This is a genomic window from Chryseobacterium sp. MEBOG06, assembly GCF_021869765.1.
Lineage (GTDB): Bacteria > Bacteroidota > Bacteroidia > Flavobacteriales > Weeksellaceae > Chryseobacterium.
The window spans coordinates 435,260-447,996 of record NZ_CP084580.1; the positions used below are offsets into that span (position 1 = coordinate 435,260).

General features: G+C 34.2%; 12 protein-coding genes. 10 read left to right on the top strand and 2 right to left on the bottom strand.

Going from position 1 to position 12,737, the window contains the following annotated elements:
* Positions 1-93 precede the first annotated feature (93 nt).
* Positions 94-918 (top strand): N-acetylmuramoyl-L-alanine amidase, encoded by an 825-nt coding sequence (locus LF887_RS02005; RefSeq protein ID WP_236857147.1) that lies wholly within the window; start codon positions 94-96, stop codon positions 916-918.
* Positions 919-966: 48 nt separating this feature from the next.
* On the opposite strand, the gene LF887_RS02010 is transcribed toward LF887_RS02005, so the two are convergent.
* The gene (locus LF887_RS02010) at positions 967-1,401 is read right to left on the bottom strand and encodes a hypothetical protein (protein WP_236857148.1); all 435 of its coding nucleotides are present in this window, start codon (positions 1,399-1,401) and stop codon (positions 967-969) included.
* Positions 1,402-1,725: 324 nt separating this feature from the next.
* Here LF887_RS02010 and LF887_RS02015 point away from each other — a divergent pair, with 324 nt between their 5' ends.
* From LF887_RS02015 to LF887_RS02050, 8 genes are all read left to right on the top strand, one after another.
* Positions 1,726-2,358 carry a response regulator gene (locus tag LF887_RS02015; RefSeq protein ID WP_236857149.1) on the top strand — a complete coding sequence of 211 codons (633 nt, stop codon included), beginning with the start codon at positions 1,726-1,728 and terminating at the stop codon, positions 2,356-2,358.
* A 6-nt stretch (positions 2,359-2,364) separates the two neighbouring features.
* Positions 2,365-3,090 carry a hypothetical protein gene (locus LF887_RS02020; RefSeq protein WP_236857150.1) on the top strand — a complete coding sequence of 242 codons (726 nt, stop codon included), beginning with the start codon at positions 2,365-2,367 and terminating at the stop codon, positions 3,088-3,090.
* 2 nt (positions 3,091-3,092) lie between these two features.
* A complete protein-coding gene (locus tag LF887_RS02025; RefSeq protein WP_236857151.1) occupies positions 3,093-3,725 on the top strand; it encodes a hypothetical protein in 633 nt (210 codons plus the stop codon).
* Positions 3,722-4,510 (top strand): sensor histidine kinase, encoded by a 789-nt coding sequence (locus LF887_RS02030; RefSeq protein WP_236857152.1) that lies wholly within the window; start codon positions 3,722-3,724, stop codon positions 4,508-4,510. The genes LF887_RS02025 and LF887_RS02030 overlap by 4 nt, the downstream gene beginning before the upstream one ends.
* A gap of 340 nt (positions 4,511-4,850) precedes the next feature.
* Positions 4,851-6,143: a phosphopyruvate hydratase gene (gene eno, locus LF887_RS02035; protein WP_236857153.1), complete on the top strand. Its 1,293-nt coding sequence runs from the start codon at positions 4,851-4,853 to the stop codon at positions 6,141-6,143.
* An 81-nt stretch (positions 6,144-6,224) separates the two neighbouring features.
* A complete protein-coding gene (locus LF887_RS02040) occupies positions 6,225-7,511 on the top strand; it encodes a citrate synthase (protein ID WP_236857154.1) in 1,287 nt (428 codons plus the stop codon).
* A gap of 312 nt (positions 7,512-7,823) precedes the next feature.
* Positions 7,824-8,885: a helix-turn-helix domain-containing protein gene (locus LF887_RS02045; protein WP_236857155.1), complete on the top strand. Its 1,062-nt coding sequence runs from the start codon at positions 7,824-7,826 to the stop codon at positions 8,883-8,885.
* An 80-nt stretch (positions 8,886-8,965) separates the two neighbouring features.
* Positions 8,966-11,140, top strand: a complete 2,175-nt coding sequence (locus LF887_RS02050) for a TonB-dependent receptor domain-containing protein (protein WP_236857156.1) — start codon at positions 8,966-8,968, stop codon at positions 11,138-11,140.
* Positions 11,141-11,177: 37 nt separating this feature from the next.
* On the opposite strand, the gene LF887_RS02055 is transcribed toward LF887_RS02050, so the two are convergent.
* Entirely contained in the window at positions 11,178-11,336 is a 159-nt protein-coding gene (locus tag LF887_RS02055) for a hypothetical protein (protein ID WP_236857157.1), read from the bottom strand.
* A 290-nt stretch (positions 11,337-11,626) separates the two neighbouring features.
* Here LF887_RS02055 and LF887_RS02060 point away from each other — a divergent pair, with 290 nt between their 5' ends.
* The gene (locus LF887_RS02060; RefSeq protein ID WP_236857158.1) at positions 11,627-12,541 is read left to right on the top strand and encodes a dimethylarginine dimethylaminohydrolase family protein; all 915 of its coding nucleotides are present in this window, start codon (positions 11,627-11,629) and stop codon (positions 12,539-12,541) included.
* Positions 12,542-12,737: the final 196 nt, after the last annotated feature.

Sequence of the window (12,737 nt, forward strand, 5' to 3'; positions counted from 1 at the left end):
GAAAACCATCCGGATTCCGGGTGGTTTTTTTTTATTCCCTTAATATGTAATTAATAAATTTAGAATACATTTGATCTTTGAAAAATCTTGATCATGATCATTTTAAAAGATAAGTTAGGAAAAACAATTTCCGGAGAGAGTATTAACTTTGTTGATACTCCTAATAAAGACGGAATGATGATTCCGGAATATATAATTATCCATTTTACAGCAGGAAGAGGGGCTGAAAGTTCTATAAATTGGTTTCAGGATCCTACAGCAAAAGCTTCTGCTCATATTATTATAGATAGAGACGGTAGAATCACCCAAATGGTAGAGTTTAATAAAAAAGCATGGCATGCAGGGAGAAGCAGATGGGCAGACCGATCAGGATTTAATAACTTTTCTATTGGTATTGAATTGGAAAATCCCGGAAAGTTGAATAAAGTAAATGACAGATTCTATGCATGGTTTGAAAAAGAATATTCAAAAGATGTGGTTGTTGAAGCTAAACACAAACATGATAGTGAGGTTTCGTACTGGCATAATTTTACTGAAAAACAAATAGATTGCTGCTTTCGTGTGTGTAAACTTTTAATGGAAACTTACCAGATTAAAGATATTCTCGGACACGATGATATAGCACCATTCAGGAAAAATGACCCAGGGCCCGCATTTCCTATTGAAAATTTCAGAGCAAAGCTCGTAGGACGCGAAGATGATACTGCGGATATTTATAAAGTAAACGCAAACTATGTGAATGTAAGAAAAGGGCCTTCCACTGAATTCGATTCGATTATACAGCTTAAAAAAGATACTGAAGTTGAATTTATAAAAAGTAAACTTGGCTGGTTCTATGTGTATGTCTTGCTAAAACCAGGAAAAGATGAAGAACCTCTTTATGGTTGGATCAATAGTGATATGCTGAAAAAAAATTAAACCACTATAAAAATTAAATGTCCCTCTATACGGAGGGACATTTGTATTTTAGATCTTAGTTCTTTTCAGTTCAATGATATTATTACCCTGTTCAAGGTGAAGGCTGTCTCCTTTTACTCTTGCGGTCATATCGTCTTTTTTATAGATGGTTTCATCTCCCTTTGTTTCAGTCTTGGGAAGTGTAAAGGTTTTCTTGTTGCTGGTGATAGCAACTGTACTTTCTTTTGGGTCATTTTTGAAGATTACTTTTACCAATGTTCCGTCCGTAGCTTTATAAACAAAATCTGTTTTTTCAGTCTTCTGGCCATTGACCTCTACTGTTGAAGAACTCTGAGTTACAGAATCTATCTTACCATTGTTATCGGTAACGGAGGTTTCTGTACTGTCCATTTTAATAACAGTCTTGTTTCCGCTTTCATTTTTTTTACAGCTGACTGCTGCTAATGTAAGTACTGCACCAAGTACTAAAAGAGTTTTTTTCATGATTATATTATTTTATCTATTTTTTACTTTTTACAAAAATCATGCCTTATAACATGGGGGCATTCAGCCAATATTAATGTGGTTATTCAGACTTTTTTTCTCCATTTATTTTTGCTTTCTCACAAGGAATATTCTCGGATCCTGGACTTGCTTGTAAAGCAGTTTATGATTTATTGAAGTGAAAATAATTTTGGAATGAAAAATTGATTAAATTTAATAAAATAAAAACTAACCATAATTACCAATTTCTATTATAAGATTACACAAAGGTGTAATTGTCTCTTATCTGTTTTCTGCTGAAATTTGCTTCAAACAAAAAAGAACATGAGTATTTCCGTCGCCATAGTAGAAGATGAAAAAAACTACAACAATGCGTTGAAGAAGGTCATCAATTATCAAAGCGATATGAAGGTAGTTGCTCAGTTTTTTGACGGAAATAATGCTCTGAAAAACCTCCCTGATATTTCTCCGGATGTGGTGATGATGGATATTCAGCTTCAGGATATGCCTGGAATAGAGGTTGTTGAAAAGCTGCGGACACAACTGCCGGACACCCATTTTATCATGTGTACGAGCTTTGAAGAGGATGAAAAGATCTTTAATTCGTTGAAAGCAGGTGCCATGGGATATCTCGTTAAAGGAGAAAGCATGGATAAAATTCTTTCTTCAATCCGCGATGTATATAACGGAGGAGCCCCAATGAGTTTTTCAATTGCCCGGAGAGTCCTGCAGCACTTTGAAAAAAAACTTCCGGAAATAAAAGGCTTCGATGAACTTACAGAACGTGAAAAGGAAATCCTGGAACTTCTTTCGCAAGGACTTTTATATAAAGAAATTGCCGATCAAAAATGTATTAGCATTGATACTGTCAAAAAACACGTTGGAAATATCTACAGAAAACTTCACGTAAACAATAAAGTGGAGGCTATTAACAAATTTAATCAAACTAAAAACTAAGAAACTATGAAGCAAAAATTTGAGGAGTTATCATGTAAAGAGCTTAAAGAAGAGTTGATAACTATAATAACAAACATGGATTGTGATGATCAACAATTGCTTGAAATCAGATATCTCATGGCGAATTATATCAGTGATCCTATACCAGATGAAGAGTACATAAGGGGAAAAGAGCTATTTAATACTAATTACTCTAATAAGTTCAGAGATGAATTTATTATTACTAAAAAAGAAATTAATAAAATTATAGGAGAAAACTGGGATAAAAAATACTTACATATATTCTTTATTGATGATAATGGTGACTTGGGAATTTTATTCAGATTTTCAGATATTGAAACATTTAGCCCTACCAACTTTGAAATAGATTTAAACAATGAAACAGCCTATATATTAAGAGGGCAGATGGCAGAAAGTTTTAATAGAAGTTCTCCGTCTTTCTTTAATATTAAACAAAATTATAAAAATGGAGTAGGAACCAAGATAATAGCTGGCATCGATTCAAATCCGGTTCTTACAGAGTACGTTACTTATCAAATGAGGAAAATATTTTTATTTAATGGTTTTGAACAGGATTTGAAATTTGAAGTAATATGTGTAACAGTAGAAAATAAATTAAGATTAACACTTACTGTAAAGGTAAAGGACTCTGATCGGGTTCATCATTTTGCTATGGCAACAAGAGCTTTATTTTATGAAGGTTATTATGACTTAGGAGATCTAAAGCCTTAAAAATGGGAATTATTTATAAAATAATACTATTATTTGTAACAATAAAAGCTATAGTTTTGGGCAGAAAGTATTCTCTTTCTGCTCAAGGCTATTTAATGATCTATTTATTAATTACATTCTTGAACGAAACCATATCATGGCTTCGAGATCTTATTGATGAAAATTCAAAGAATGGCCTTCAGTATAATATTTACATTATATTCTCAATTATATTTTTTTATTTTTTTTTCAAAAAAATATTTAAATCCTGGCTTAAGCATGTTTTTACTGTCTTTTTTTTATGCAGCATCATTTATATTTTAATATTTACTAACTTTTATAGTACTGATTTTGATAGCAGGCTGGGAATATGTTTGGTTACTTATTATATTATTGTTTCTCTTTTTTGGTATTACCAGAAATTAAACACTAAAGTGATATCAAAAATCACTGTTGATCCTAATTTTTGGGTTTCTACCGCTCTTTTATTATGGAGTAGTTTTTCGCTTTTTAGAATTATTCCGATGTACTTCCTTGAAATTGAAGATAAAGTATTTTTAGGACAGCTTAAATTTGTTTTGAATCTCATAAATGGGATTACTTATTTTTTATTTTATGTGGCACTTATTAAATATGAAAAACAATTAGATGCATGACACAAATTCAAGATGATATGAAGCTTGCCTATATTGTTGCAATTGCAATAATGATGCTCTTTGTGCTATTCATCATCTTTGTTGTTATAACATACAACCGAAAACAACTCCTTTACTTAAAAGAGCAGCAACTTAAAGAAGCCGAACACCAAAACCAGCTCCTTCAGAAAGAACTTGAAAAACAAAAATCAATAGAGCAGGAACGTGAGCGCATTTCCCATGATATGCATGACGATCTCGGCGCGGGTATTTCTGCATTGAAACTTCAGGCAGAATTTCTAAAACAGAGAGCAGAGGATATCGATTTGCAGAATGATATTGACGAGTTGTTGAAAACCTCAGAAGAAATGAATATTTCTATGCGCGAAATGCTTTGGAGTCTCAATTCCGGAAATGATACCTTGGGAAGCTTTACAGAGTATGCCATTCAATATGCAGATAATTTTCTGAAAAAAACAAAAATAAAATTATCGTGCGAAAGTGTTGATATCATTTCAGACACTCCTGTTTCAACAGAACAGAGAAGAAACCTGTTTCTCTGTTTAAAAGAAGCCCTTAATAACGCTTATAAACACAGTGAGGCAGATTACCTAAAACTTTCATTGATCCAAAATGTAAATGTTTTTACGATAGAAATATCAGATAATGGCAAGGGAATCCCGAAAGAATATCAGGAAGGAAACGGCCTTAGGAATATGAAACGGAGAATGCATAAACTGAATGGGAATTGTGACATCTTATCTGAAAACACAGGAACCCGTTTATTCTTCAAAATGACATTATAAAATAACAACGTATTAGTAAAAACAACATCATTTATAAGGCTATTGTTTGAGGACATAGATCATTTTGAATCCTGATAGAAAATAAATTATGAATGCATAAAACCCGATAAAATATCACCTAATTTTTTAATGACTGAAATGCTCTCTTATTTTATAAAACTTGAAGTGTTTTTTATTTTTATACTTTAATTTATTAATAGGATTTAACGAATACAATTATAAAGGTTATCATAATATAAATTAACTAAAATTTAACTTGCATTTATTTCAAAAAAATCCCTCGAAATGGCCCTGAAAGTTTAATTTTGATTAAATTTGTATAAACTAAAAATAATAAAAAATGAGTGCAATTTCTTACATAGAAGCAAGACAGATTTTAGATTCCAGAGGTAATCCCACCATTGAAGTAGATGTATTTACAGAAAGTGGAGCAATGGGACGTGCTGCTGTACCTTCAGGAGCATCTACAGGAGAACATGAAGCAGTAGAATTACGTGACGGAGGTTCAGACTACCAGGGAAAAGGAGTACTGAAAGCTGTTGAAAATGTAAAAGAAATAATTGCAGAGAATTTAGTTGGACAGCCAATTTTCGAACAAAACTATATCGATCAGATTATGATTGATCTTGACGGAACGGCTAACAAAGGAAATCTTGGTGCGAACGCTATTTTGGGAGTTTCTTTAGCAGTAGCAAAAGCTGCCGCTGCAGAATTGGGGATGCCTCTATACAAATATGTAGGTGGTGTAAACGCTAATACACTTCCAGTTCCAATGATGAACGTTATCAATGGTGGATCTCACTCTGATGCACCTATTGCATTCCAGGAATTTATGATCATGCCGGTAAAAGCAGATTCTTTCTCTCATGCATTGAGAAAAGGAACTGAGATTTTCCATAACCTTAAATCTATTCTTAAAGGAAGAGGTCTTTCTACAGCAGTAGGAGACGAGGGAGGTTTTGCTCCTACTTTCAACGGAACTGAAGATGCTTTGGATACTTTACTTCAGGCCATCGAAAAAGCTGGATATAAGCCAGGTGACGATATCATGTTGGCATTAGACTGTGCAGCTTCAGAATTCTACAAAGACGGAACGTACGACTACAGAAAATTCGAAGGAGATAAAGGAGCTCACAGATCAAGAGAAGAGCAGGTTTCTTATCTTGCAGAATTGGCTAATAAATATCCAATCATCTCTATCGAAGACGGTATGCAGGAAGATGACTGGGAAGGATGGAAAATGTTAACAGATAAAATAGGTGACAGAGTACAATTGGTAGGTGATGATTTATTTGTAACCAACGTAGACAGATTATCAAGAGGAGTAAAAGAAGGTATTGCCAACTCAATCCTTGTAAAAGTAAACCAGATCGGTTCTCTTTCTGAAACAATGGCTGCAGTGCAGATGGCTCAGAACAACAAGTTCACTTCAGTAATGTCTCACAGATCAGGAGAAACTGAAGATGCTACAATTGCTGATTTAGCAGTAGCAATGAACTGCGGACAGATCAAAACAGGTTCTGCTTCAAGATCAGACAGAATGGCAAAATACAACCAGTTGTTGAGAATTGAAGAAGCCCTTGGCGAAACAGCAATTTTCCCAGGTTTAGAAGCATTTAAAATTAAAAGATAATTGAATTTATAAATAACGGCAAGCGATATTTTTTGTTTGCCGTATTTTATGGAAAGTAGTATATTTAAAAAAAAATAAATAATGTCAGACAACAAAGTAATATTGAATTACGACGGTAATTCATATGAATATCCAATCGTGGATAGTACTATCGGAGACAGAGGGATTGATATTTCAAAATTAAGAGACCAGACAGGTTTGATCACTCTGGATTTAGGTTACAAAAATACTGGAGCTACCATTAGCGACATCACTTACTTAGACGGAGATAAAGGAGAGTTATTCTACAGAGGTTATCCAATCGAGCAGATTGCTGAGAAATCTAACTTTACAGAAGTAATGTATCTTTTATTACATGGAGAATTGCCTACTCAGGATCAGTTTGCTTCATTCGACAATAATATTAAAAAATATAACTTCATCGCAGATGAGATGAAAAAGATCATTGATGTTTTTCCTCGTTCAGCTCACCCTATGGGAGTTTTATCTTCTATGACTTCCGCATTGACAGCTTTCAACCCAAAAGCAGTTAACGTAAACTCTAAAGAAGAAATGGATCATGCTGCTGAGCTAATGATCGCTAAGTTCTCTCACCTTTGTGCTTGGACATACAGAAAAACTCAAGGTTTACCATTAAACCACGGAGATAACAACCTAAGCTATGTAGAGAACTTCTACAAAATGGCATTCAGATTACCAAACGCTGATTTCGAAATCGATCCGGTAGTTGTAGGTGCTTTAGATAAATTGCTAATTCTTCACGCTGACCACGAACAAAACTGTTCTACTTCTACAGTAAGAATGGTAGGTTCTGCACACACTGGTCTTTTTGCTTCAATCTCTGCTGGAGTATCTGCTCTTTGGGGACCACTTCACGGTGGAGCTAACCAGGCCGTAATTGAAATGCTTGAATTGATCGAGAAAGACGGTGGTGACGTATCTAAATATGTTGCTAAAGCTAAAGATAAGAATGACAGTTTCCGTTTAATGGGCTTTGGTCACAGAGTGTACAAAAACTTCGATCCAAGAGCAAAAATTATCAAGAAAGCTGCTGACGATATCCTTACAGCATTAGGAATCCAGGATAAAGCGCTTGATATTGCAATGCAGTTAGAAAGAGTCGCTCTTGAAGATGAATATTTCATCGAAAGAAAACTATATCCAAACGTAGACTTCTATTCAGGGATCATCTACAGAGCATTAGGAATCCCTACAGAAATGTTTACAGTAATGTTTGCATTAGGCAGACTTCCGGGATGGATTTCTCAGTGGAAAGAGATGAGATTAAAAGGAGACCCAATCGGAAGACCTAGACAGGTTTACCAAGGTGCTCAGGAAAGAAATTACATCGATATTTCAAACAGATAATATTTTTTTTTATCATATAATAATCCCAAAGCTTGCTTTGGGATTATTTATTTTCCAGATCAGCAATGGGATTTCAGAGCATTCATTTAAAAAGCATAGTTCAAACGTGTAATTAAAATAGATCTTTTGTAGAATATATAGATCTTATTGAAATTGAATCTAATTAATGATTAAATTTACTTTTACAAAATATAGGTTTCGGGTAAAGCCGGATGAATGATATGTATTGATTAAACGGGCTAAATTCCGTTTCTATTGGACAGGGATTAATGTAATTTCTTCAGCCTGTATTTAAAATAAAACTATTTGATCATGACTTTCGGAGAACAAATGTTATTTTTCTTTAGCGCAGTAGGAGCATTCAATGGACTTCTGCTAGGGATTTATTTGCTATCCTTTAAAAAACTGAAATATCTGCCGGATTTTTTCCTGGGACTGTTGCTGTTGATGCTTAGTTTAAGAGTAGGCATTTCCGTATGTATATACTTCTATCTGGATTGGCCGAGAATAATTCCTCATTTAGGACTATCCGCGTTATTTTTCACAGGCCCCGCTTTGTACTATTATGTGAAATCTTCCTTTCAGCAACAACAATTTGATTTGAAAAGCTGTAGAAAGTGGTTTGGAATATTCACATCTATTTTGGGAGCAGTAGGATTACTGTATGTGGTTTTTCCCGTTACCTGGGAGCATTATTTTGGAACCTTTATTTATACCGTGTGGGCTGGATTTGTGTTTTATACCCTCTATCAATACTATATTTTTTCAAAACAGAATAATAAAAACCCCAACAAGTTTGTTTTCCCGGTTCTCTTCAGTAATGTGATCATCTTTTTGACCTATCAGTTGATTTCTACTGGCTGGATACAGATCTACTGTGCAGGAGGAAGCCTGGTATTTTCATTTGTACTGTATGCCAATTTTTTGATTTTATTCAGTAAAAAAGAAGAACAGCTTCCGGTAAAAGAAACTGAAAGATATTCTAACAAAAAAATATCAGAAGAACAGGCAGATAATATTGTGTCAAGATTAGAAAGACTAATGGACGCCGAAGAACTTTATAAAAACCCAAACCTTAAGCTGAATGATCTGGCTTCCAGAATGAATATGTCAACCCATCAGCTTTCCCAGTTATTAAATGATAATCTGGAAAAAAGCTTCTCTCTCTACATTAATGAATACAGGATCAATGAAGCCTGTGAAAAAATAGAAAGTGGCTCCTATTTAAAGATTGAAGAAATCGGATATGAAGTAGGATTTAATTCCAAATCGACTTTTTTCTCTACCTTCAAGAAGATTAAAAATACAACCCCTCTTCTATATAAACATTCGCAAACCCTTACTGATACGGGGTTGCAGAGTTCAAATTTATAATTTCGTACTGCGGAATTTTAATTTCAAAACCTCATTTCTACAACAAGCCAATACTTTTGACTTCATAAAATTTACGATTTATGATGATCAAATTATGGTTTTTACTCTTACTGTTGCTTGTCTCAATTTTTGGAAGAGCACAGGACACTGTAAAAGGAAAAGTTTCAGATTCTCTGGCTGGCTCCGCATCTAATACCACCAATATTTCAGAAGTCATTATTCAGTCAGCTCCACGAAGTATAAAAATGAATGATGGGAATCTGGTAATGACTGTTGCTGGAAATAAAGACTTTAAAACATCCACCCATCTTCTTGATGTTTTGAGAAAAACGCCTGGTGTTACAGTAGATCAGGAAAGTGGAATTTTTATCGGGGGAAGAATCACTCCCGCTATCTTTATTGATGGGAAGCCTGTTGTGATGGGTAACCAGGAGTTACAGGCATACTTACGGTCTTTATCACCCGAGATGATAGAATCTGTAGAAGTGAATGCCAACCCTTCGTCAAAATATGATGCAGAATTTAAAGGAATTATTGATATTAAACTAAAAAAAAATGCCAACCTCGGCTGGAAGGGAAATTATAATGGTAATGTATATATCAATAAGTACAATTACAGGGAAAATACGGTTAATATTTCTTACAATACAGGAAATACAACTTATAATCTGCAGACAGGATATAACGAGGGAGTTTCAAGCTATCGATATAACGCACTGCAGCGGCTGGCAAATACCAATATTATGCGTACCAATACCAATCAAAAAGATTATAGTAAAACCTACAGTATTCAGGCCGGTGCAGATTTCAGATTAAATGAAAAAAATAGAATAGGCTTAAATCTGAGATCCAATTTCCGGGAAAGCGAGCGTACCCGTGCAGGATCACTTTATACAACTGATAAAAATGAGGATCAGTTGATCTTTAATACCACCAGTGAAAATCCTATAGCTTATTCACAGGATAATTATGGGATCACAGCTGATTATTCATTGCAAAATAAAGGATTTAAACTCAGTTTTCTAGGGAATTATCTTTCCGTTGTCAATAAGCAGAAAGATGATTTTATCAATAGAGATCAACCTACCAATGATCTCTTATCCTATTGGAAGTCTGATCTTTTTAATAAAATTAATATTTATAGTACACAGATCGATGTTTCCCAGAAAATTGGAAATGCAGACATAGAAGCAGGTATTAAATACAGCGATTCAGATACAAACAATAATATCAGATATGATACATTATCCGTAGGAGATCAATTTACTTTTGACCGTACAAGAAGCAATGTATTTTCATATCAAGAAAAAATAACGGCAGGTTATCTTGCTTACAGGCAAAAATTTGGAAAAATTCATATCAATGCAGGATTGAGATTCGAAAATACAAACAGTATTTCCAATGCTGTTACTATTGATTCTATTGTTTCAGTAAACTACCTGAAATGGCTGCCCTCTTTAAGCCTGAACTATACTTTTAATAAATCCAGTGAACTTTCCCTTTCCTATAGCAGACGAATTACAAGACCAGGATTTTCACAGCTTAACCCATTCCGGGTTTATTATAGCCCTTTAAATTACTGGATAGGCAATCCTTATTTGCTGCCTTCTTTTACCACTCAGATCAAAGCGACTTATCGCTATAAAAACTGGATCACAAATTTTACAGTTGGAAAAGAAAAGGACGTAATGACGCGATATCCTATGTACAATCCGGAAACAAATGTATTGGAATATTTGGGAACTAATCTTCCTTATAGAAATTTTGCGGCCCTTGAAACCAGCTTTCCGGTTAGAATTATGAAATGGTGGAATTTGACCAGCCAGATTACAGGATATTACAATTATGAATTCAGACCTTATTTGAATGAGGTTTTTGCACTGAATATTTACAATTATGAAGTGAGAATAAACCAGGTATTTTCTCTTCCAAAAGGATACACAGTTAACCTGTTTGCCAATTATGAATCCAAAACGGGAAACAGCCTTTACATCATCAAGCCAAGATACAGCATAGATCTGTCAATTCAGAAATCATGGTTTGACAATCAGTTAAACACAAAAATCGGGTATAATAATCTCCTTGATTCTTATGACCAGAAATTGGAATTCCGGCATAAAAAGATTATGGATAATCGCCTTACACACTGGTGGGATAGCAGCAGGCTGGTCATTTCGGTCAGTTATAACTTTGGAAGCGCAAAATATCAGGTAAAAGAAACGCAGAAAACGGAAGAAGAAAACAGAGCCAGATAAAAGTAAACCTGCTTGAAAAAGCAGGTTCTTGATCTTATTATGGGCAGTAACATTTGTCACAAGTCCAGATAAAGCACTTGCCATTATCATCCCATTCGCAGCATCTTCTGCCGGCTATAGCTCCTCCCATTACAGTTTTCTGTTGTTCTCTTCCTAGTTTTTGTGCATTTTTCAGCACAGAATTGTTCTTGTTCATGATTTTGTTGTTTGATGTTAATAGTAAAGTTTTATGATGTATAATTTCGCGAAAATTATATCACTAATGTATGAAAATATTTTAATAAACATGATGTGATTTATGATTATATGTAGATGGAACATAGTAGTTTATAGACTTTTTTCAGAGAAAATAGAATTGAAATAGAGAAAAACAAATAAAAATCATAAAAGTATTCTCCCGTTATAGTCAAATTTGAAGGAGAAAACAGAACAAAAGTTTTCCAGATAGAGACCTTTACTTATATTTGTAGTATTGCATAAATCTTTATGAGACTAAACATTAAAAACGAAACGGGCAGGCTGAAGTCAGTAGTTCTAGGTCAGCCTAATTCATTGGGGGCGGTCCCCACATTAGAGGAAAGTTATGACGCAAAATCATATTACTCAATCGAACACAATATGTATCCCAAAGAAGAGGATATTATCAATGAAATGAATGCTTTTGAAGCAGTTTTGAAAAAGTATGACGTTGAAGTGCTGCGCCCAAGCATTATCAAAGATTATAATCAGGTTTTTTCACGAGATGTAGCCTTTGTGATTGACGATAAAATGATTATCTCCAACGTGATTGCAGACAGAGCAGACGAACAGGAAGCATATAAAAGCGTTTTTGAAAAGGTAGCATGGAGAAAAATCATCAATCTTCCGGAAACAGCCCATATTGAAGGTGGAGACGTCATCGTATGGAATGATTTTATTTTCATAGGAACTTGCTTCAGCGAAGATTACAGAAACTATAAGACGGCAAGAACCAATGAGTATGCCATTGAAATCTTAAAAGAATACTTTCCAAAGAAAAGAATCATTGATCTTGAACTGAAGAAAAATGATAAAGTACCTTTCGAGGGGATTCTGCATCTTGACTGCACTTTTAATCCGGTAGGAGAAGATAAATGTATTATTTATAAAAACGGATTCGTGGATGAAAGTGACTATCGATTAATCATTGATATTTTCGGAGAAGAAAACTGCTTCCATATCAATGATGAAGAAATGTTTGAAATGTTCCCGAATATATTCTCTATAGCTCCGGACATTGTAGTGTCCGATAAGACCTTCACAAGAATGAATGAACATTTGAGAAACGAATGGGGAATGACTGTAGAAGAAATTCCTTACAGAGAAATTTCTAAAATGGGCGGTCTGTTGAGATGCTCTACCATGCCGTTGGTAAGAGAATAATAAAAGTTTCAGAGTAAAAGAGTTTTTATAGGTGATATTGGAGATGATTTTTGATCTTAAAGAATAAACAAGTTCAAAGGTCAGATTTGATCAGCATTTAAAAGTATTTTAAAAAAAATATTCCCCCCAATAAGAACCAGATTACTTAAAAGACCGAAAGATTATAAAGGTTATAAGAAGTATACTCTCAAACCTT

Bases quoted from the DNA above. Each gene is read 5' to 3' on its own strand.
- LF887_RS02025 (WP_236857151.1), top strand. From the start codon at position 3,093: ATGGGAATTATTTATAAAATAATACTATTATTTGTAACAATAAAAGCT.
- LF887_RS02010 (WP_236857148.1), bottom strand. From the start codon at position 1,401: ATGAAAAAAACTCTTTTAGTACTTGGTGCAGTACTTACATTAGCAGCA.
- LF887_RS02045 (WP_236857155.1), top strand. From the start codon at position 7,824: ATGACTTTCGGAGAACAAATGTTATTTTTCTTTAGCGCAGTAGGAGCA.
- eno (WP_236857153.1), top strand. From the start codon at position 4,851: ATGAGTGCAATTTCTTACATAGAAGCAAGACAGATTTTAGATTCCAGA.
- LF887_RS02050 (WP_236857156.1), top strand. From the start codon at position 8,966: ATGATGATCAAATTATGGTTTTTACTCTTACTGTTGCTTGTCTCAATT.
- LF887_RS02005 (WP_236857147.1), top strand. From the start codon at position 94: ATGATCATTTTAAAAGATAAGTTAGGAAAAACAATTTCCGGAGAGAGT.
- LF887_RS02030 (WP_236857152.1), top strand. From the start codon at position 3,722: ATGACACAAATTCAAGATGATATGAAGCTTGCCTATATTGTTGCAATT.
- LF887_RS02040 (WP_236857154.1), top strand. From the start codon at position 6,225: ATGTCAGACAACAAAGTAATATTGAATTACGACGGTAATTCATATGAA.
- LF887_RS02060 (WP_236857158.1), top strand. From the start codon at position 11,627: ATGAGACTAAACATTAAAAACGAAACGGGCAGGCTGAAGTCAGTAGTT.
- LF887_RS02020 (WP_236857150.1), top strand. From the start codon at position 2,365: ATGAAGCAAAAATTTGAGGAGTTATCATGTAAAGAGCTTAAAGAAGAG.
- LF887_RS02055 (WP_236857157.1), bottom strand. From the start codon at position 11,336: ATGAACAAGAACAATTCTGTGCTGAAAAATGCACAAAAACTAGGAAGA.
- LF887_RS02015 (WP_236857149.1), top strand. From the start codon at position 1,726: ATGAGTATTTCCGTCGCCATAGTAGAAGATGAAAAAAACTACAACAAT.